The sequence below is a fragment of the Pseudomonas sp. NPDC090592 genome (assembly GCF_044769185.1).
Classification (GTDB): domain Bacteria; phylum Pseudomonadota; class Gammaproteobacteria; order Pseudomonadales; family Pseudomonadaceae; genus Aquipseudomonas.
Window position 1 is genome coordinate 119,146 of the sequence record NZ_JBIVXJ010000012.1, and the last position, 19,900, is coordinate 139,045.

The 19,900-nt window shown below is 58.6% G+C and carries 21 protein-coding genes; 11 read left to right on the forward strand and 10 right to left on the reverse strand.

Features of this window, described 5'->3' with window-relative positions; all coding sequences use genetic code 11:
• Window positions 1-5 precede the first annotated feature (5 nt).
• Together dbpB and ACIQUI_RS13255 are read left to right on the forward strand one after the other, a co-directional pair.
• Window positions 6-1,061 (forward strand): DGQHR domain-containing protein DpdB, encoded by a 1,056-nt coding sequence (dbpB, locus tag ACIQUI_RS13250; RefSeq protein WP_403199075.1) that lies wholly within the window; start codon window positions 6-8, stop codon window positions 1,059-1,061.
• A 31-nt stretch (window positions 1,062-1,092) separates the two neighbouring features.
• Window positions 1,093-1,530: a hypothetical protein gene (locus tag ACIQUI_RS13255; protein WP_403199078.1), complete on the forward strand. Its 438-nt coding sequence runs from the start codon at window positions 1,093-1,095 to the stop codon at window positions 1,528-1,530.
• 233 nt (window positions 1,531-1,763) lie between these two features.
• Here the strand turns inward: ACIQUI_RS13255 and ACIQUI_RS13260 are convergent, their stop codons facing one another.
• Window positions 1,764-2,027 carry a DUF3077 domain-containing protein gene (locus ACIQUI_RS13260; RefSeq protein WP_003250694.1) on the reverse strand — a complete coding sequence of 88 codons (264 nt, stop codon included), beginning with the start codon at window positions 2,025-2,027 and terminating at the stop codon, window positions 1,764-1,766.
• 161 nt (window positions 2,028-2,188) lie between these two features.
• Window positions 2,189-2,431, reverse strand: a complete 243-nt coding sequence (locus tag ACIQUI_RS13265) for a hypothetical protein (protein ID WP_403199081.1) — start codon at window positions 2,429-2,431, stop codon at window positions 2,189-2,191.
• Between the two features lie 485 nt (window positions 2,432-2,916).
• Here ACIQUI_RS13265 and ACIQUI_RS13270 point away from each other — a divergent pair, with 485 nt between their 5' ends.
• Window positions 2,917-3,633, forward strand: coding sequence for a hypothetical protein (locus ACIQUI_RS13270; RefSeq protein WP_403199083.1), 717 nt, complete (start codon window positions 2,917-2,919; stop codon window positions 3,631-3,633).
• A 31-nt stretch (window positions 3,634-3,664) separates the two neighbouring features.
• Here the strand turns inward: ACIQUI_RS13270 and ACIQUI_RS13275 are convergent, their stop codons facing one another.
• Window positions 3,665-4,363: a hypothetical protein gene (locus tag ACIQUI_RS13275; protein ID WP_403199085.1), complete on the reverse strand. Its 699-nt coding sequence runs from the start codon at window positions 4,361-4,363 to the stop codon at window positions 3,665-3,667.
• A 318-nt stretch (window positions 4,364-4,681) separates the two neighbouring features.
• Here ACIQUI_RS13275 and ACIQUI_RS13280 point away from each other — a divergent pair, with 318 nt between their 5' ends.
• Window positions 4,682-5,179: a hypothetical protein gene (locus ACIQUI_RS13280; RefSeq protein WP_403199087.1), complete on the forward strand. Its 498-nt coding sequence runs from the start codon at window positions 4,682-4,684 to the stop codon at window positions 5,177-5,179.
• An 83-nt stretch (window positions 5,180-5,262) separates the two neighbouring features.
• On the opposite strand, the gene ACIQUI_RS13285 is transcribed toward ACIQUI_RS13280, so the two are convergent.
• A complete protein-coding gene (locus ACIQUI_RS13285; protein ID WP_403199090.1) occupies window positions 5,263-6,090 on the reverse strand; it encodes a helix-turn-helix transcriptional regulator in 828 nt (275 codons plus the stop codon).
• 482 nt (window positions 6,091-6,572) lie between these two features.
• Here ACIQUI_RS13285 and ACIQUI_RS13290 point away from each other — a divergent pair, with 482 nt between their 5' ends.
• Window positions 6,573-6,770, forward strand: a complete 198-nt coding sequence (locus ACIQUI_RS13290; protein WP_403199093.1) for a DUF1737 domain-containing protein — start codon at window positions 6,573-6,575, stop codon at window positions 6,768-6,770.
• A gap of 223 nt (window positions 6,771-6,993) precedes the next feature.
• Window positions 6,994-7,266, forward strand: a complete 273-nt coding sequence (locus ACIQUI_RS13295) for a PepSY domain-containing protein (RefSeq protein WP_403199095.1) — start codon at window positions 6,994-6,996, stop codon at window positions 7,264-7,266.
• Window positions 7,267-7,333: 67 nt separating this feature from the next.
• Here the strand turns inward: ACIQUI_RS13295 and ACIQUI_RS13300 are convergent, their stop codons facing one another.
• Entirely contained in the window at window positions 7,334-7,477 is a 144-nt protein-coding gene (locus ACIQUI_RS13300; protein ID WP_403199098.1) for a hypothetical protein, read from the reverse strand.
• 117 nt (window positions 7,478-7,594) lie between these two features.
• Here ACIQUI_RS13300 and ACIQUI_RS13305 point away from each other — a divergent pair, with 117 nt between their 5' ends.
• Complete coding sequence (locus ACIQUI_RS13305; RefSeq protein WP_403199101.1) at window positions 7,595-9,661, forward strand: PAS domain-containing protein; 2,067 nt, start codon at window positions 7,595-7,597, stop codon at window positions 9,659-9,661.
• Window positions 9,662-9,756: 95 nt separating this feature from the next.
• Window positions 9,757-9,972, forward strand: a complete 216-nt coding sequence (locus tag ACIQUI_RS13310; RefSeq protein WP_403199103.1) for a hypothetical protein — start codon at window positions 9,757-9,759, stop codon at window positions 9,970-9,972.
• 285 nt (window positions 9,973-10,257) lie between these two features.
• On the opposite strand, the gene ACIQUI_RS13315 is transcribed toward ACIQUI_RS13310, so the two are convergent.
• A complete protein-coding gene (locus ACIQUI_RS13315) occupies window positions 10,258-13,269 on the reverse strand; it encodes an autotransporter domain-containing protein (protein ID WP_403199230.1) in 3,012 nt (1,003 codons plus the stop codon).
• Between the two features lie 362 nt (window positions 13,270-13,631).
• Between ACIQUI_RS13315 and glsB the strand changes: the two genes are divergently transcribed.
• The 3 genes from glsB (at window position 13,632) to ACIQUI_RS13330 (ending at window position 15,855) form a co-directional block, all read left to right on the forward strand.
• On the forward strand, window positions 13,632-14,540 hold the full coding sequence (glsB, locus tag ACIQUI_RS13320) for a glutaminase B (protein WP_403199106.1): 909 nt from the start codon (window positions 13,632-13,634) through the stop codon (window positions 14,538-14,540).
• Between the two features lie 209 nt (window positions 14,541-14,749).
• The gene (locus tag ACIQUI_RS13325; RefSeq protein ID WP_403199109.1) at window positions 14,750-15,208 is read left to right on the forward strand and encodes a hypothetical protein; all 459 of its coding nucleotides are present in this window, start codon (window positions 14,750-14,752) and stop codon (window positions 15,206-15,208) included.
• 140 nt (window positions 15,209-15,348) lie between these two features.
• Window positions 15,349-15,855 (forward strand): GNAT family N-acetyltransferase, encoded by a 507-nt coding sequence (locus tag ACIQUI_RS13330; RefSeq protein WP_403199112.1) that lies wholly within the window; start codon window positions 15,349-15,351, stop codon window positions 15,853-15,855.
• Between the two features lie 167 nt (window positions 15,856-16,022).
• On the opposite strand, the gene ACIQUI_RS13335 is transcribed toward ACIQUI_RS13330, so the two are convergent.
• The 4 genes from ACIQUI_RS13335 to ACIQUI_RS13350 all read right to left on the reverse strand — a co-directional run bounded on the left by ACIQUI_RS13335 (window position 16,023) and on the right by ACIQUI_RS13350 (window position 19,840).
• Window positions 16,023-16,841, reverse strand: coding sequence for a DUF6708 domain-containing protein (locus tag ACIQUI_RS13335; RefSeq protein WP_403199115.1), 819 nt, complete (start codon window positions 16,839-16,841; stop codon window positions 16,023-16,025).
• A 232-nt stretch (window positions 16,842-17,073) separates the two neighbouring features.
• Complete coding sequence (locus ACIQUI_RS13340) at window positions 17,074-17,880, reverse strand: DUF6708 domain-containing protein (RefSeq protein WP_403199118.1); 807 nt, start codon at window positions 17,878-17,880, stop codon at window positions 17,074-17,076.
• A 24-nt stretch (window positions 17,881-17,904) separates the two neighbouring features.
• On the reverse strand, window positions 17,905-18,309 hold the full coding sequence (locus ACIQUI_RS13345; RefSeq protein ID WP_403199121.1) for a hypothetical protein: 405 nt from the start codon (window positions 18,307-18,309) through the stop codon (window positions 17,905-17,907).
• A 247-nt stretch (window positions 18,310-18,556) separates the two neighbouring features.
• Window positions 18,557-19,840: an MFS transporter gene (locus ACIQUI_RS13350; RefSeq protein WP_403199124.1), complete on the reverse strand. Its 1,284-nt coding sequence runs from the start codon at window positions 19,838-19,840 to the stop codon at window positions 18,557-18,559.
• Window positions 19,841-19,900: the final 60 nt, after the last annotated feature.

Consider the following 19,900-nt stretch of genomic DNA (forward strand, 5'->3'; position numbering starts at 1 on the left):
TTTCATTGCTTAAGTTCAGCGCAATCAAGGCCTTACAGAGCCAAAGCCACCAGGTGGTATCGTTTGCGGCGACGGTTGAGCAGATTTTGGCGATCGCAAGCATCGACCGAGTCAAGCGTGATGATCGTGGAATTCTTAATGGATTCCAGCGGCCTCAGGTGTCCAAACACATACGAGAGATCCGCGATTACCTGACTCGTCCAGATGCGGTAATGCCCAATTCAGTGGTGCTAGCGTTCACCGGTGGAGTGAAGGTGGTTGAGGGGACTGGGGCTTATGTAGAAATTGAGGTTGACATTTCATCCGGTCCGCCTGGGTTCGTTGTAGATGGTCAGCAGCGTCTCTCTGCGTTGGCTGGGATCGAAGGAAGTTCGTTCCAGTTACTCGTTTCCGCCCTTGTCTGTAAGAGTCAGGAAGAACTTCGACGGCAATTTATTTTAGTAAATAATACAAGTCCACTGCCAAAATCTTTGGTTTACGAACTACTTCCAGGGGTGAGTGGTCTTCCACTTAGAATGACTTCCCGCTCCCGAGCTGCTCGTATCGTGGAGATGCTGAATTATGACGATAGGTCTTCGTTGCAAGGGCAAATAAAGCAGCATACAAACCCTGCGGGCGTATTAGGTGATACTTCGCTTCAAAAGTTGGTGATGAACTCCCTTTCCGACGGTTACTGCCGAGAGGTTATTGAGTTGCCGGGAGGCGAAGATCTTTGTTTTTTAGCTATTAGCGAATTTTTCCAGGCGGTCCAAGATGTATTTGGAGATGCTTGGCATGGGCATACGCCAAAAAGTTCGCGTCTCGTCCATAGTGCAGGGATTATCTCTATGGGGTTCGTCATGGAACAGTTGTGTGCTACAGGAGCGCCACTGGCTCCAGTGTTTAAGTTGGGTCTGAAAAAACTGCAAGGCTATACTGCTTGGACGTCTGGTTCGGGGGATTGGTTTTTCAAAACTGGCAACCGGCCGTGGAATGGAATCCAAAATCTACATGGTGACATCCATCTGCTGACTGATCATTTGACTAGGGTGCTTCGTAGTTCGGAGCTAATAGCTAGTTGAAGGGTAGATATAAATACTTTATAGAGGTGTTATGACTATGTTGAAGTCCTCAGAAAAATCTGCAGCGCTGGCCAATGAAGTCAGTGTGAAGGAGTTCTCAGAGCTAATTCTTAATTTATCTATGGCTTTTCAGGAGGCACTGAGAAGGCTGGCGGGCCAAGACGAGGCTTTCCCTTCTGAAGGTTATGGCATGCTGACTGAGGCGTATGGCTTGCGGACCCGTGCGAACATTCTTTACTTAACGCCTTCAACGCATGTGGTTCAGGATTTGAGTTTTACTCAAGCCACTATGCTTGAGAAATTCGGGGAAATATTGAGCTGCCTTGGTAATGCAACTAATTTGCATGTCGTAAACGTTATGTTGGTTTCTGTGCTTACTATCGCTTCAGCACTGGGTGATGGGCGAGCTAAAGTTGTAGAGTTCTTGTTCGAGACTTTATGTTCTGATCTTGAATCGTGGAGGGCTTGATTCAGCAGGCTGCTGGGTGAGGTCTGCTCAGTCTTTTTGAGTTTTTTGAGGGTGGCTCTTTAGGGCTCCTGAGGATGTAGTCGAATCAGTTTTTGCAGAGCTTGGTGCCTGCTGTTGACGTCTTTGGAGTAGGCCTTCGGTATGAGATTGGGTGAGCCTGCCACGTAGTCAGATCGCCTTCAAAACCGGGATTAGAATTCAGTCTTGAAGGCATCGGATGAGTAATTGGGAATTCAGCGCATCATGCCAAGCTCAGCATCATCCATCAGCGCCTTGGCCAAAGCGCAGAGATAATGCGAAGCCCAGATCAGCTGCGGTTTATCTTCCATCAATCCGTCCAAGGTCATATCCCGCGCATAGCCCATCAGCTCCGAGGCCTGTTCGCGGGCGCTCTGACAAGGAATGCCGGCTTCGATGCGGAAGAGGGGATGGGTCTGGTTTTCACCTTGGTAGAAGGTGGTTTTGCCGACGGTGAATTTGGTTTCTTCTGTAGACATTGTTCAATCTCCCCGAAATCTCTAGGACCTGGGCTGGCGTCATCGCTAGCAATCCCCCACAGCTGCTGCACAAACGCCAAGACCTGCGGCGTAGCACTGAGCATTGTGAGGGCCTGGCTTGCCAGTGGAACGCGAACCCAGGCGACACAATCACTTAAGTCTCAATGCGATGTACTGGGCTCGCTGGGCATCTGGAGCTGAACCAATGCGGTTTCAAGCAAAACTCGCAGCGCCTCCAGTTCATGCATCGAGGTCATCATCAGGATTGACACAGGCGATTTGGGCTGCAGAAGCATTGCCTGATGCACGACGGTCGCTGCGCATAGCGCGTAGTCCGTGGCTTGGATCAGGGTGTCTCCAAGGCAGAGAGTCTTGTGGGGTGGATCTGGGACGATCTTTAGCATCGTGTAACTCCAACGTAAGAAAGTGGAGCTACCTCGCCCTTGCTGTCAAACAAGAAGGTGGCAGCTGTACGCGGGTTGACAGACCGAGACGTTGGCACTCGGCGCACCAGAAGGTGCCCGCACGTACAGCCGCCATGAAAGCGAGCACATGAGGACAACGTCAGCGGTCTGTCAAAACCGGTCGCTGAATTGGCAGCGACCAGCCGAGACTAGAACCCACGTTGACCATGCGCAACGAAAATCAGGCGCAGGGAGTATCTTTGGGAAATGCCCTACAAGGAAGTTCTTTTTTCTGATTCCTTCCCCGCGTTTGCCGTCAAATTCTGCAGCGTTCGCCGCTCAGCCATCGATCCAAATCTCTCAAAAAGCTAACCACCCACCCATCCCTGTATCCAGCCATGACCCGGTGATGTCAAACAGTCACCATGGACTTCCGCCCCCCAACCCCCGAAACTACCCCAATCGCACCCAGACCAAGGCAGGTCATGACCAACCTCAAACGCGCCACCTCCCTCCTGCTCCTGCTGGCCACAGCCTCACTAACCGCCTGCCTCCCCTGGAAACGCGAACGCGCCGCCTACGCGGACCTGTGCGATTCCGAATTCCAGTTCAAAGCCCCAGGCCCAAAAGGCGAAACCACCCTCTACCTGGAAACCTACCTCTACGACCACGCCGCCCAATGGGGTGAAAAGCGCTACGAGCAAGGTCTGCACGTGCAATACCCGGGCGAGCAATACCCCCGGCCGGAGTTCTTCGTGCAGATGATCGCCTACAACAAGGACCGCCAGCGCCCGTCGACCGATTCCAAGCGTGGCGAACCGCCGATCCCGGTGCTCTACGACAGCCGCCAGGCCTACATCACCTTTGAAGACGGCTCGCGCCTGAATGCCCGGCCCGAGGTGTACGTGGGCCTCAACGATATCTACGACTTTCCGTCTGTGAATGAGCGGGCTGCCAGGCCATCGCCGTACGATATCAACAGCGATGAAGTGCACCGCCACATTCCCAAGCTCACCAACAACAAACGATACGGCTCGGCTTATGTGATCTTCCAGACAGACAAGCTGAATGCCGATTCCAAGTGGACCATTCACCTGGGCAGCCTGCAAGTAGAGGGGCGGAAGGTGGAGATTCCGCCGTTGCAGTTGTGTTATCACCCGGTCAAGAAATGGATCGGCATCGAGCCTCTGATGCGGCCGTGATCGCAAGACTTGAAAGGCAGCGAATACCTTCTCAGTTTTGCTGCGGCAGCCCGGCCCACCCATCCCGCATACCCGCGAACACGTTCAAGCTTGGGCATACCAGGCGCACCATGCGGTCCGCCTTGCGGCGGTATTTCAGGTTTTCGTCCTCTGTCCACACGTAGGCTTTGAGCCAGATCGTCACGGAGCCGACCTGAAACCGCAGGGCGCTTTCTTCATCCAGAATCTTCATCGCACGCTTGATCTTTTCATCGCGCTCAAACACGGTGGCTACCAGCCCAACGCGGTAATCCAGCCCGCCATCCTGCTGCTGCTTCACCGCGCGGAAGTCGGCATCGGAGAAGCGATAGTAGCCCCCTCGCTCCAGCTCCAGCTCGGTCTTGATCTCATCATCCTGGTAGCTGTACGGATGGCTGTGATAATCGCCGAGGAACGTGACCTCGGGGAAGAACGTATCGATGAAGCTTTGTTTGATTTCCTGCGGTGCATCACCGCAGGAGATCGACCCTTTGTCTCGGGTGACCGCGGTGCACGTGTCGGCCCAAACCACGCGATACATGGTTTGTCCGCCCATGGAGTTTTGGGCGTAACCCCACAGGTGGCCGAACGTTTCCACACGCGCTGCGAAGTCGCCGTTCTCAAGCTGATGCTCGACTTTGTAGGCCTCCAGCGCCGAGGTGACGATGCTGAAGAATGCTTGTTCCGATATCGATACGACTGAGTTGACCATGGGAAGCCTTGGGTTGGTTGATCGTGTGGCCGTACCCTAATGCCAGTCAGTTAAACAATTTGGGGCCGCGTTGCGGCCCATCGCCGGCAAGCCAGGTCCCACAGGTATGGCGCATGGCTTGAGTTCAGTGCAATCGGTGTGGGAGCTGGCTTGCTGGCGATGGGCTGCGCAGTAGCCCCGGCAGTCTTAACTGAGTGGCATTAGGCCGTACCCTGCATTAACGTCCAGATCGATAGTGTCAAAGTGATATTACTTTGTATATAGTTGCGCCCGGCCGATGACCGGCCTTGCCAACGACGGCGCAATGGAGCACTCCTGATGATGGTTCGGAAGTTGATTGGGGCGGCGGTAACTGCAGCAATGGTGGGTATTCAGGGATGTGCGAGCATTGTTGGGGAGTCGCGATATCCGGTAGCGGTATCAAGTGCACCGCCTGGTGCGTCATTTGAAATCACCGACAAGAACGGTACCGTCGTACACACTGGCAATACCCCAAGTACCGTAACCCTGAAGTCGGGGAAAGGCTACTTCTCGGGCCAGACCTATACCCTGCGGTTCAAAAAGGAAGGCTATCCAGACAAGACTGTGGAACTGGATTCGAGCCTTAGCGGTTGGTACTGGGGCAATATCCTGATCGGCGGAATTATCGGCATGCTCATTGTCGACCCACTGACCGGCGCCATGTACAAACTGCCGGAGTTTGCCTCTGCGGATATGGGCAAGCCGTTGGCCGATGCTGGCGAGCAGCCCCTGAAAGTGGGTGTTATCGACGATTTGACCGCTGCTCAACGCGAGCGCCTTGTTCCGGTTAACTGACCAGCTGCATTCATAGCGATGCCTCCCCAGCTTTTTGCCTGATGCCGACACCACATCGGCCTTGCAAAAGAGGGGAGTTGCAGTCAGTGCACCTGCCCCGACCACTTACGCTGCGTAGCCAACGCCAACAACTCCCGCTGCCCAGAAACCCCCAGCTTCCGATACAACCGCTTGATATACGTAGCCGCACTCGAAAGCTGAATACCCATGCTCACGCTAATACCCTCCACCTCACACCCGCTCAGCATCAATTGCAGCAGCTCCTGGTCACGCCGGGTCAGTTCCGGGTACAGGCTGACCACCCGTTCACTCAGCAGTGCCGGCATTTCATTGGCTTCGAGGTAGGTCCGGTAATGCAGGCGCGAGATTTGTACGATCAGCGGGGCAACTGTTTCGATGACGTTGATCTCGTTAGCTGAAAAGCGGCCATGTTCACGCCCTCGATAGAAATTCACCGACAGCCAGCGGTTGCCCTCGCAATGGGCCAGCAGTGCAACGCGTTCGGAGATTTGCGGCAGCTCGTAGCAGATGCGTCGGTAGTCGCGGTGGGTGATGTCTTCGATGCCTTGGCGTTGCACCATGATGCGGCCGGTGGTGGATGGGGCAGGGCGTGTGGTCATCGCCTGTTGGTTGCCGTCCATGCTGTAGAAGCGTTCGGCGTAGTTGCTGGAGATTCTGGGCAGCTCGAGCATGCGGGCGCGGTCGGCGAAGGAGATGACCTGCGGGCTGCGGTTGGGGCTGTAGGCGAAGAGGGTGCATTGGGCCAGGGGCACCTGGGCGCTGACCAGTTTCAGCATGTCGGCGGCCAGCAGCTTGCCGTGGCTTTCGGTGGTGCGGGAGAGCAGGGTGGCGGTTTGCTCGATGCTCAGGCGCAAGTCGGTGGTGGAGGGGCGTAATGGCCAGAATTCCATACGGTTATTCCCGGGGGCAAGGCAGGTTTTATTGTTGTTGGCGGCCGCTGGGGCTGGGCTTTTGGGCAGGATAACCAATTTGGGGGTGGCTGGCTTGCATCCGCAGTGGATGGCACCGGCTTTGCCGGTGTTCGCGGGTGAACCCGCTCCCACAGGTGGACTGAGCAGGCTTCGGGTTTGCGGTGGACTTGTAAGGGCGGCCACGGTTGTGAACACCGGCGCAGCCGGTGCCACGCACCGAGTCGCCTGCTTCGCGGGCATGCCCGCTCCCACAGGGGTACTGTGCAGGCTTCGGGTTTGCGGTGTGATTGTGAGGGCGGCTACTGCTGTGTACACCGGCGCAGCCGGTGCCATGCACCGAGTCGCCTGCTTCGCGGGCATGCCCGCTCCCACATGGAATTGCGGCGCTCTGACGGCTGGCTGTGACTTGGTCGTTCAGAGTACCCTTGGCGCTCTCACCGCCTTGTGCAAGGACCAAACAGATGACGCTACCACCGGATGGGCTACCGATTTACCGGGTACTGACGGGCCCCGATGATGCTTCCTTTTGCCATCGTGTCAGTGAAGCCTTGAAGCTGGGGTACCAACTTCATGGCGGGCCTGCGCTCACGTTCAATGGCAAGGATGTGATCGTGGCGCAGGCTGTTACCTGGCCTGGGGCCCAGGTAGCTTCGTCTTGATGCAGGTCTGCTCAACTGCTTGCATTGCATCAAGGCAGATCGCGCGCAAAAGAAAGCCCGCCGAAGCGGGCAAGGTCTATCACGTAGGGATGATTGAAGCGTGCCTGACCGCATGTGAAAACTACGTGAAGAATCTGTCGCCATAACGTCACGCGCTCCGAGTGAACCCAGGCCATGCCGGCCTGGTCGGATGTTCACCTTCACAGCAAAAAGGAAGTTGGCGATGAAAGCGATGACTCAACTGTTCACTGGCCTGACACTGGCGGGCGCTTTGGGCGCTTCTTGCGCCTGGGCAGACACGCCCGGTGCAGACTGGAAAGTCAACAAGGACCAGGCTGAGGCCACGCTGAAAGGCGCAGGCTACACGCAGATCACCAAGATCGAAGCCGACGATGGCCATTGGGAAGGCGAGGGCATCAAGGCGGATGGCAAACAGTATGAGTTCCAGGTCGATCCACACGACGGCAAAATCATCAAGGACGAGCTGGATAACTGATCGGCGCGCACTTGCTTGCTGAAAGGCCCGCGCCCTTTGCGCGGGCCTTTTGCGTTTGCACCCAGGCTCAGCCGTCGGACTGCTCTTCCGGAGGCACCTGGCCGTCCGGCCAATCAGGCGCTTCCGGCTCCGGCTCAGGGTTGGGTACCGGCTCGCCAGGGTTGTGTGGTATCTCGTCAACGTAGGGGTCGGGGTGGTTGGGGTCGATCATGGTCTGGCTCCTCGCAAGTGGGCTCCAAAACGTTAGGCCGTGCGACCGGATGAGCTGTTCAATTCGGTTTCTGTCGCCCGTAAGACTATGATCTGGAGCAAGCGACAGAGGTGAGTCATGGATAAAGAAGGGTATGACCCGTTGCGCCCGCAGCAGGCAGCAGGCGTGGGGTCTGCGAACGAGGCCGTCACGGAGCATTCGTCCGAGCAACTACGCCTGGTCCTGGAAGCCGCTGCGGTCGTGGGTACGTGGGTCTGGGATATTCCGAACGACCTGGTAACGGCAGACGAACGCTTCTCCCGGTCGTTCGGCATTCCTGCTCAAAAGTGTGAAGCGGGCATTCCAATCGCCGAAGCCTTCACCTCGATCTACCCGGATGACCGTGAGCGTGTTTCCCGGGAAATCCATGAAGCGATGTCGCGAGGCGGTACGTTCCGTTGTGAATACCGCGTTCGTAACGAAGCCGGCCTCTATCACTGGATCGAGGCCAACGGGCATGCAGAGCTGGACGCCGAGGGGCAGGCCATACGCTTCCCTGGCGTGCTCATGGACATCGAGTCGCGAAGGGCGGCCGAGGCTGAGCGCGATCGCGTCTCGGCGCTGCTGCGAACCTTTACCGCCGCAGTGCCTGGGGTTGTGTATGCAAAAGACGTTGAAGGCAGGATGCTCATTGCCAACCACGGTGCGACGCAGCTGATCGGCAAACCGCCGGAGTTCTACCTGGGCAAGACCGACCTCGAATTCCTCGAAGACAAGGCCCAGGCACGCCAGGTGATGCAGACCGACCAACAGATCATGCGTGGCGGCAAGGCTGTGCAGATCGAAGAGCGGGTCGACATGCCGAACGGCTCTGCAACCACATGGCTGTCCGTCAAGGCGCCGTTGCTCGATGAGGCGGGAGCAGTCATAGGGCTGATTGGTTCCTCTATAGACGTTACTGCAAGAAAGCAGGCCGAAGCCGCGTTGTTGAACCTGAACCGCACGCTGGAAGCACGCATCAGCGAAGCCGTGGCCCAGCGCCAGGCCGCACAGGATGCGCTACGCCAATCGCAGAAAATGGAAGCGATAGGCCAGCTTACCGGTGGCATCGCACACGACTTCAACAACCTGCTGGCAGGCATCACCGGCAGCCTGGACCTGGCCAGGCTGCGAGGCAAGCAAGGGCGGTTGGCGGATGTGGAGCGTTATATCGAGGTGGCGCACCAGGCGGCGCACAAGGCTGCGGCCCTTACGCATCGCTTGCTGGCGTTTTCGCGCCGGCAACCTTTGCAGCCCGCCCGTACCGACGTCAATGGCTTGATTGGTGGCCTGGAGGACCTTGTACGGCGCACCGTCGGCCCGATGATTCAGCTGAAAGTGGATTTGAAAGCGCAGCGTTCCACCTGCTTGGTAGACCCGGTTCAGGTCGAGAACTCGCTGCTGAACCTCTGCATAAATGCACGCGATGCCATTGGCAAGCGTGCTGGCAAGATCACCATCACCACTGCAAATGAGGCCCTTGAGGCAGGCCCGGGCCTGGACGCCGAGCTTACCCCGGGTTCGTACCTGGCCATCAGTGTGGCGGACAATGGCATGGGGATGTCGGCGGATACACTGTCGAAAGCGTGCGAGCCGTTCTTCACTACCAAAGCGATGGGCGAAGGCACAGGGCTGGGCTTGTCGATGGTGTATGGCTTTGCCAAGCAGTCGGGCGGGCAAGTCAGGATTTGTTCAGAAGAAGGGGTAGGGACGCGGGTACAGCTTTATCTGCCAGCCAGCCAGGGCCTGCCTGAATGCACCGGCGTGGCGGAGATGCCGCCTGAGTTTTCACCCAATTGGGCTGACCATACTGTGCTGATTGTGGATGACGAGCCTTCTGTGCGTTTGTTTGTGAGTGAGGTGCTCAGTGGTTTGGGGTGCACGGTTATCGAGGCCGCTGATAGCCAGGCCGGCCTACAACTGCTGGCCTCTGACGCACGCATCGATTTGCTGGTAACGGACATTGGCCTGCCGGGAGGCCTTGATGGTCGGGAGATGGCGAGCTTCGGCCGACAAACGCGTGAAGGGTTACCGGTCATTTTCATGACCGGCTACGCGAGCCCTTCAGTGTTTGACGATGAGGTCTTGCGCACTTCGTCGGCCGTGTTGATCAAGCCATTCGCGATGGAAGACCTGGTTGCCAACGTTCAGGCGATGTTCGGCTAACCCGACCTGACTGTTTCAGATTTTTCGAACCATGACGTTTGAGGGTGCTCTATGCAGAAGGACTAATACTTAGGTACTGCGGGAGAGAAGCAACCATGCAGCGACGCTTTGTTGTGGTTCCGGCGCTTCCCATCGATAAAGAAATCTTCCCACGTCGCATTGGCATCCTTTGCGCCAGTGGCTCTGGCTTCGACCTTTACGACACGCATGACAAGACCCGGTTGGTGCTCAACATTTCGACGCGCGCCGAGGCGGAGTGTGAATGCGCCTATCGCAACCACCTGCATGGCCCGGCGCTCGAATCAAGCTAGATGAGTGCTCGGCAGCGGCTGCCTGAGGTAGCGATGGGGTGGCTGCATGCCTGCGCCCCAGGTGAGAGCAACTGTCTTATTCAATATTTCCAAGCTCGCGCAATCTCTGTGGGAGCGGGCGAGCCCGCGAACACCGGCAAAGCCGGTGCCATCCACTGCGTTGCCTGTTTCGCGGGCTTGCCCGCTCCCACAGTGACTGTGCTGGCTTTGAGTTAACACGATGCCTGTGGGAGCGGCGGTCCGGTTTACCCGCGAACAACGGCGTAGCCGGTGCCATACCGCAGCTTAGAACCGAACCGTCACCCCCGCATTCACCGAATGGAACCGGGCATCCGAACCAAACTGCCCCTGATACGACAGCCCCACCTCGGTCTGGCGGTTCAGTTGCACTTTCGCGCCCACTTCGGTCATGGCCACGTTGCGCGTCTGGGCAATGCCCTGCACCGCAAAGTCCGGGCCACCGGCAAAGGCCTGGGTGCTGCGCGGGTCCAGGTCGCCGTAGGCGCGGCGCCAGCCCAGCGAGCCGTACAGCTCGGTGGCATGGTCGGCCACGCGGGTCTGGGTGGAGGCGCGCATGCCCACGGTCGAGAACCAGGTGTCCTGCTTTTCACTGGACACGCTCAGGGCCGCGGCACCGCCTTTTTCACGGAAGCTGTCAGCGTCGTACTTCACGTACGACACGCCCACGAACGGCTCCAGCGCCACCGCGCCCAGGCCGATGCGGTAAGCCGCTTCACCACTGGCCTGCAACGTGTTGGCGTCGCGCTTGCCCTTCAGGTGGTCGTTGAACCCGGCAAAGGCCACGTTGCGTTTGCTGTCCAGCTTGTGCCAGGTGTAGCCAACATCTGCACTCAGGCGCAGGGCGTCCAGCTGGGCGCCGGTGTACAGGCCCAGGTGGTAGTTGTCGCTGTGGCCTTTGGCATCGCGGTCGTCGGCGTCGAACTTGGTGCGGCTGTAGCCGCCGTACACGCCGGCGCGCCAGTCCGGGTTGATGCTGCCATCGGCACCAATCAGCACGCCACCGGTTCTTTGGCGCAGGCCGCTGGCGCCGTTGTTGCCGTCCAGCTTCGACCAGTTGCCGAATACTTGCGCCCAGGCACCACCTTGCGCTTGCGGGGTGGTGGGCATGAGGTTCGACGCACCCAGCGGCATGCGCACGGTGGTGCTGTCGAACAGGCTGCGCAGGCGGGTGCCCAGCACGCCAGAGACCACTTGGCTGTTGGCGATCAGCGCGGTGCCGGTGCTGGCGTGGTAGTCACCGGCGAGCTGGTCGATGGCATCGCGTGCGCTGTCGGCATCCAGCACCAGCAGGTTGTTGTACAGGCGCAGCGGGTCGCCGCTCTGTTCCAGCTCGCTCAGTGCGCCTGCGGTATTCCACTGGTTTTCGGTAACCGCCACGGTCTGGAAGATGCCGGGGGTGCCAGGTCCGCCTGTTTCTGGCGGCTGGACCGGTGGTTGTACCGGGGGCTGCACAGGCGGCTGGACCGGGGGCTGTACTGGTGGTTCAACAGGTGGCTCGACTGGAGGCTGCACCGGCGGCTCAACAGGCGGCTCGACCGGGGGCTGCACCGGGGGCTGCACCGGCGGCTCAACAGGCGGTTCAACCGGTGGCTCTACCGGCGGTTCAACGGGTGGTTCAACCGGTGGCTCGGGCGTGGTGGTTTTCTGCGCGATGGTCAGGTTCAGTTCATTGGCCGTGCGCTGCAAGCTCACGTTGAGGAACGCCGAGTTGGTGAATGCCTCTGCATAGGCGGCACCAGCGGCAGCACCGTCCACCACGCCGCCCTGGGCGGCCAGCAGGGTGTAGGTTTGCCCGGTCTGGTAGCTTTGCGCGTCGTTGAGCGTGGTCACATCCACCCGTGTGCCGCGCAGGGTCGCGGTGCCGCTGACGTTGACCCGGTCCGACCCGCCATCACCGGCGATATCGGCGGCGTAACGCGAGCCGGCCGCCATGTCCAGGTCACCATTGATCGACAGGGTGCCCAGCGCGCCTTCACCCGGCGACAGGGTACCGCCAGAGGCAACCTGGGTGCTGCCGACCTGGCCGACACCGGCCAGCACACCGCCATCCAGCACCTGGGCACGGTTGCTGTAATTGCCCGCAGTGTCGGTATGGCCCACGGTGCCGTTGACCACCAGGGTGCCATTGCCGATGCTCAGCAGCGAGGTGCCGCGCGGGTTGGTCTGGTCGACATCGCCGGCCAGCACCAGGCGCCCGCCGCGCACCACCGTGCTGCCAGACATCCCGGTCAGGTCGCCGCTCAGGGTGGTATTGCCGCTGAAGGCATACACCCGGCCGGCACCGCTGATGCTGTTGCTCAGTTGCAGGTCGCTGTCGGTGTGGTTGAACGCCAGCGCACCGCTGCCAGCGCCAAAGCGGATCGCCGTTTGTGGGTCCAGCTGGCCGGCGGCTTGTGCAGCGCTGGCGGTAATGGCATCGATATCGGTGCGGCTATCGTCCCTCACCACTGCGCCACCGATGCTGAGGGTGCCGCGTGCGGCCGAGTTGATGCTGGTCAGTTCGCTGATGTCGATGCCGTCGGTGCTGCTCAGCTCGGCGCCGTTGGCCAGCACCAGGATGGTGCTGGCGGTGGTGGTGCCCAAGGTCAGCGCACGCGTGGCCAGGCGTGTGCCTTCGCCGGTCACGCTCACCACGGTGTTGCGGCTGAGGTTGGCCGAGCCCAGCGTCATCGAATCGCTGGTCAGCACCGCGCCATCGCTCAGGCTCAGGTCGTTGCGGTTGCGGAAGGTGCCGGTGTTGTCCCAGCGCGTGTTGGCGCCAGACAGCTCGCTGATCGAGTTGATGGCCACACGTTCGCTGGCAAGCTGCCCGCCGTCCTTCAGGGTGATGCGCGAGTCATACAGGAATACGCCACCGGAGGTCACCTCAACGGCATCCACCTTCGAGCCTGCACCGCTAACCACCAGGTTGGCCCGGGACAGGGCATTGCCGGCATTGCCGTTGTCGCTCAGTTGCAGGTCGCGCACAAGCACTTGCCCGCCATCGAGCACGTTCAGCGTGCCCTGGCCGGCGCCGCCGATGACGATGGTGTTACCGAGCACGGCCGTGGTGCGCGGCACCACCCAGCGGGCGCCGGGGCCCTGGACCGTGACAGTCGCCATTGCCGTGCTGGCTTCATCGTTGGTGGATGAGCCACCAATGCGCCCACCTTTGCTGGTGAGTTCGGCGCCATTGTTGATGGTAAGGCTGGCAGGCACGCCGTTGCCGGGGCGCAGTGACACCGTGCCATCGTAGGCGCGGTCACTGCTGAAGGTGTCCTCGCCGCTGTCTAGGATGTAATCCGCAGCGTGGGCGGTCGGCAGCATGGCAAGGGTGATGGCGAACGTGAGCGGGGATAGGCTGAACAGGGGCTTCATGGCGACTCCGGATAGTCCATTAAAGGCCACGCAAGTGGCGGCCAGCGCAGGGGGCGTTGGCGGTCCTCAGGTGCAACGGATGAAGGCAGGGAGTATCGGCAGTGCTCACCGGATCGCAAATAGTACGAATGTGCTAACCAGTGCCGGAACGTGATGTTGCGCACACTCTGGGCTGCCAGGCGCAAGCGCATTTGTTGCCGAATGTGTGATCTCTGCCGCTCGGTCTTCGTCAAGAATGCGACCCCTTGCCGTCGCCTGGGGTTATTGAGCCAGGGCCTTTCATGCAAACGCTGTTGAACGAGATTCTTGAAGAAGTACGTCCCTTGATCGGCAAGGGCAAAGTGGCGGACTACATACCGGCGCTGGCCGATGTGCCGGCGCAGCAGCTGGGCATTGCGGTGTACAGCAACGATGGCAGCCATTACTGCGCAGGCGACGCGTTGGTGCCGTTCTCGGTGCAGAGTATTTCCAAGGTGTTCAGCCTGGTGCAGGCGATCGGCCACTCGGGTGAGGCCATTTGGCAGCGGCTTGGCCATGAGCCCTCAGGCCAGCCGTTCAACTCGCTGGTACAGCTGGAGTTCGAGCGCGGGCGCCCGCGCAATCCGTTCATCAATGCGGGGGCGCTGGTGATCTGCGACATCAACCAGTCGCGCTTCGCTGCACCCACGTTGTCGATGCGCGATTTTGTGCGGCGGCTGTCGGGCAACCCGCACATCTCGATGGATACCCGCGTCGCGGATTCGGAATACCAGTTCCGCGCGCGCAACGCGGCCATGGCTTACCTGATGCAGTCTTTTGGCAACTTCCATAACGAGGTCGAGCAGGTGCTGCGCAGTTACTTCAGTTACTGCGCGCTGCAAATGAACTGCCTGGACCTGGCCCGGGCGTTCTGCTTTTTGGCCAACGATGGGTTCTGCAAGCACAGCGAGGAGCAGATTCTTACCCGTCGCCAGGCCCAGCAGGTGAACTCGATCATGGCCACCAGCGGGCTGTATGACGAAGCCGGTAATTTCGCCTACCGCGTGGGGTTGCCTGGCAAGAGTGGTGTGGGTGGGGGGATTGTGGCGATCGTGCCGGGGCAGTTTACCGTTTGCGTGTGGTCGCCGGAGCTGAATGCGGCGGGCAACTCCCTGGCCGGGATGGCGGCGCTGGAGTTGCTGAGTTCGCGGATTGGCTGGTCGGTGTTTTGAATCGTGGGAAGGGCCTGCCGGTAGGCGCTGAATCGCCGTCACAAGGTGACTGTGCATAGAATAAGAGAGTGTTTGACAGAGGTCTTCAGCGTTACAAATAACGATTTAGGATGTGTTAACTTCGGTCGTAGGGCATTTCTGAAGTTGGATCGAGCTGCACTTTAGCTAGCATTGATCGCTTAGTATGGAATCTTTTCGGGGAGATGACCATGCAAGGGAGGACGGAAGAGTGCCTGATAGGGCAGGTGGATTTGAAACTGGCTGAGCAGAGCTACAATGTCCCCGGTTTTTCCGAGGCTTACGCGCATCATCTTGAGGGGCGAGCTGGGGATCAGGTGTTTTATGGTAGGTTGCTCATATTTATCGGTTCTGTGGTTGCGGCGCTGGGTGTGGGTATCGCCCTGTTCGGTCCTGAGGTTATTTATTACGATCGGTTCTCAGGCCTTACCCTGATCCAGCACATACAATTGAACCCTGGGCTCATTTCAATTACCGGCGGGCTGATGATCGCTTGGGGCAGAAAACAGCGTAATGAAGGCATTGTTCATCGTGAAGATTTCCTATTGTCCCATTACAAATTTGTAACGGATGATGGTCGAGATGTCAGCAATCAGGTAAACGTTCGGCACTTGGGAGGTGATGATTTTAGCGTCTCCGTAGGCTTGTAGTCTGGTCGCGTAGGTTTGAGCGTTAACATTACGATTTTCGCGCCCGGCAAAGGGCTCTCGAGAGAGTGCTACATTTTCTTCGCAGGTTTGGTAGGCTAATGTTTTGGGTCTCTCGCTGAGACAACGCAAATGGAAGTGCCATGGCGATTGTTCATTCTGTAACAGAAAGCGATTGGCGAGCTTACAGGGAGATACGGCTCAGGGCCCTGCGTGAGTCGGAGGATGCCTTCGCAAGTACCTATGAGCATGAGTCAACCAGGGAAGAGGGCGAGTGGCAGGCCCGCGTCTCAGCCATGGTTTCGTCCAGCAGTGCCCAAGCATTCTTTGCGTCGCAGCACAATGAGGTTTGCGGCTTGGTGTGGTGCAAGTCGTTGGCTACTGAAGCGGATGTGGTCGAGCTTTTCCAGATGTGGGTAGCGCCTGATGCACGTGGCTGTGGAGTAGGGCGGGCCTTGCTGGAACGTGCGATCACCTGGGCTTCGGATCGGGGTGCGAAGCGTGTTCGCCTGGGCATGACGATTGCCGAAAGCCCAGCGATGCACTTGTACAGGGCGAGTGGTTTCCACCCCGTCGGCATACCCGAGCCTTTGCGCGAGGGTTCAGCGTTGATGTCGCAACCGATGGAGTTGAATCTGGGCGCACATTGAGACAGATCCCTGCTGCCGGTACCGGCCTCTTCGCGGGTAAACCCGCTCCCACAGTGATAGCGTAATGCCGAGGGCTAACGCAGTACCTGTGGGAGCGGGTTCACCCGCGAACACCGGCGTAGCCGGTGCCATCCAGCGCAGCATGGTTGCAGCCAACGTCCAGCACTTCAGAAGACCTCGTCAATTGCCGGCGCACTGCGAGACTCAATGTCGATCTCAGTTGGCCACTGGGCCTTGGGTGCAAGGTAGTTCATGGGGTTCAGGCCATTGCCAATCTTCTGACCCTGAACAGGGCGCATCACATCAGGGATCGCGTCATAGCCACTTTGCATGTACAACCGCGCCAATGCCCAATACTGCTTGCCTTGTTCTATGTTGTCACACAGAAACAGGCGATCGATGACTTCGTCAGTGCCTGGTTTTCGAACCGAGATCATCACATTTTCAATAAGCCCGCCGTAGCCCATGGGGGCGTATACCTTGTAGACCTCGGCGGTGAGGTCGGCCCAGTCATAGGCCACCGGCTTCACTCCCCAGCCCTTGTTGCCGAAGGGGTACAGGCGATCAAAACGGTATTGATAGAAATAAACTTTTTGGCGTGCTCTATTGAAGCGTATCGGCTCGTTGCGCGGGAGTCGTAGGTCTATACGGAATAGTGGGAAAAAGGCCCAGGTTGAAAGCATCACGATTGCGAGCCCTATGAATGTGATGTCTAGTCTCGTCTGCCGGTAATTTAGAAGAGCTTCGAAAAGGTCCGGTATGATGAATCCTATCAGATATGCGAAAATCATCAGCCCTCCGAAAAATGATATCCCCCGCACGCTGATCGAGGAGCGAGGGAATTCAATAAAAATACGCCCGGCCCGAGTGATTTGTACGATGGCCGCCGAATAGACCTCGCGCGGCGAAGGTATTGCGTCATGCGGAGGAAGGTCATGCCTCCAGCCGGCGCCTCGATGAGGTAGTGTTTTTTCTTCTGTTGTCATTCGTTGAGCTCAGTAGTAATAATTTTGGGGTGCACTTCCGACGTCCGGTTGGCCAAAACTTCAAAGACAGTATTGCGGCGATAATAGTAAGGTTCTCGATATATGGACCCAGTTCCACAGGTTTCGCGTTGATCGCAGGAATACTGTATCCCTGTGGGAGCGGGCGAGCCCGCGAACACCGGCGTAGCCGGTGCCATCCAGCGCAGCATGGTTGCAGCCAACGTCCAGCACTTCAGAAGACCTCGTCAATTGCCGGCGCACTGCGAGACTCTATGTCGATTTCAGTTGGCCACTGGACCTTGGGTGCAAGGTAGTTCATGGGGTTCAGGCCATTGCCAACCTTCTGACCCTGAACAGGGCGCATCGCATCAGGGATCGCGTCATAGCCACTTTGCATGTACAACCGCGCCAATGCCCAATACTGCTTGCCTTGTTCTATGTTGTCACACAGAAACAGGCGATCGAGGACTTCGTCAGTGCCTGGTTTCCGAACCGAGATCATCACATTTTCAATAAGCCCGCCGTAGCCCATGGGGGCGTATACCTTGTAGACCTCGGCGGTGAGGTCGGCCCAGTCATAGGCCACCGGCTTCACTCCCCAGCCCTTGCTGCCGAAGGGGTACAGGCGATCAAAACGGTATTGATAGAAATAGACTTTTTGGCGTGCTCTATTGAAACGTATCGGCTCGTTGCGCGGGAGTCGTAAATCCATTCTGAGTAGAGGGAAGAAGGCCCAGACTGCAGCACAGATGATAACGACTCCAAAGATTGTTACTTCTATCCCTGAGTGCCAGCCGCGAGCTATGGAATTAAGGGTAATAGGTAACACCTCTAAAAAAAGGTACAAAAAAATAGCTGCTCCTCCCGTTACGGATACGCCTCGCACTTTTATGGATTTTCTGGGTATTTCGAAATGAATCCGGCCTATACTGCTCGGCAGGGCGCTCGATGAAGCTGTCAAGTCTCGTGCTTCAGGTATTTCTTCACTAGTGGGTAGGTCGTATTTCCAGCCAAAGTCTCGATGAGCGAAGAATTTCATTCTCTCAGTCATCCGTTGTTCGCCTTAAAAGCTATTGTGGCGTACGCGTTGGCCATGCTTTTGTCGGACCGGTGCGCGTATTCGAACACTTCTTTCGACCTGCAGGTTGTTGGGCGTCATGGCCATGCCCAGCAATTCGGGATTGTTGCGTGCCTGACTCAGGTCCAACCCTTCGAAGCGGTGCGCAGGCGCCTGGCCCTTCTTGTAGGCATTCAGCACACCCACCGGCCAAGGGTCGCTGGAGAAGGCCAGCCAAGCGCTGCCATGGTCGAGCAGCACATACAGATATCTCATGCGCAACGTTCGTACGCCCAGTTTGGCCGAGATATGCAGGCTGCCGGCCACGGTGGTGAGGCACTGCGGTCGGGTGTCCGGCACCAGGGCGCGGCGCAGGGGGAGGATCGGCAAGCCCTGGCGTTCGCAGGCCATGCATTGGTCAGATGGGAGCCCGGCTTCAGCCGTTGCAATGGCGATACGTTGACTGATTGTCAAAAGCGACCTCGCTTGGAAAGGGACCGTGATGGTCCCTGAACACTAACGAGGAATCGCTTGCCGGAGGTTCATGGGGCGTCCTAAAACCTTGTAGGAAACGTCTGTGAATGAGCCTTTGGGTGATGACGCATGACTGCGTTGTGGATGGCACCGGCTTTGCCGGTGTTCGCGGGCAAGCCCGCTCCTACAGTGGGTGTGCAGGCTTTGAGGTCAATTTGGGCAGGGGCAGCAGGAAGGTCAGCAGCGCGCCAATCACCAGCAACACCGTGGCATACACAATCCCGGCGGTGAAGCTGTGGGTCAGGTCCTTCAGCCAGCCGACCACCAGCGGGTTCAGCGCCGAGCCGATGTTGCCGAACGCGTTGATCACCGCAATGCCAATGGCCCGTGCCTTGAATGTCAGTGCCTGGTCCGGCGTGGTCCAGAAAATCGACATGGCCGTGTAGGACCCGGTGGCAGCCATGCAGATGCCGCACAGTTGCACCAGCGGGTTACCCGCGTAAGCGGCAAACATCCAGCCCGCAGCAGCCAGCAACATGGGCAGCACCAGGTGCCATTTGCGTTCCTGGCTGCGGTCAGAATGCAGCCCCCACAGCAGCATGCCGATGATGGTGCACACCTGCGGAATCATCGCCAGAAAGCCGATGGTGCTGTTGCTGCTGTCGGCGCCGCTGATGCTCTTGATGATCAGCGGCGTCCACACGGCAATCATCGCCAGGGTGTTCACCAGGCAGAAGTACACCAGGCTGAACATCAGTACGGTGGGCGAAAGCATTTCGCGCAGCAGGCTGGCGGGCTCATCAGCTGCAGGGCGGGTTGAGGGTGGGTGATCGGCGGCCAGGGCCTGCTGCAAGTGGTGTTTGTCTTCGGCACTCAGCCAGTGGGCCTGGTGCGGTGTGTCGTTAAGGTAACCGAACACCACAAAGCCCATGATCACAGAAGGCATGCCTTCAAGCAGGAACAGCCACTGCCAGCCGTGCAAACCCCACAGCCCGTCCAGGCTCAGTATCAGCCCCGACAGCGCCGAGCCGAAGCCCGCGGTAAAGGGCATCGCGATCATGAACAGGGCATTGGCGCGTGCCCGATAGGCCGCCGGGAACCAGAATGTGAGGTACAGCAACACCCCGGGCAAGAAGCCGGCTTCGGTGACGCCGACCAGTATCCGCAGCAGGTAAAGGCTGCCGGCATCGGTCGCGAACAATGTCGCTGTAGAAGCCAGCCCCCAGGCGATCATCAGGCTGCCAATCCATCTGCGTGCGCCAACCCTGGCCAGGGCCATGTTGCTGGGGATGCCACAGGCGATGTAGGCGATGTAGAACAGTGTGGTGGCCAGGCCGAACTGGGTGCTGCTCAGGCCCAGGTCGCCCATCATGGTCAGGCCGGCAAAGCCGATGTTGATGCGGTCGAGAAACGACAGCACAAAGCACAGGAACAGAAAGCCGAGCAGGCGCCTGGAGACTTTGCGCATCACGGTGTGTCGGGGGCTGCTGTTAGTGGTTGTCGTGGCAAGCGGGGCAGTGTGCTGATG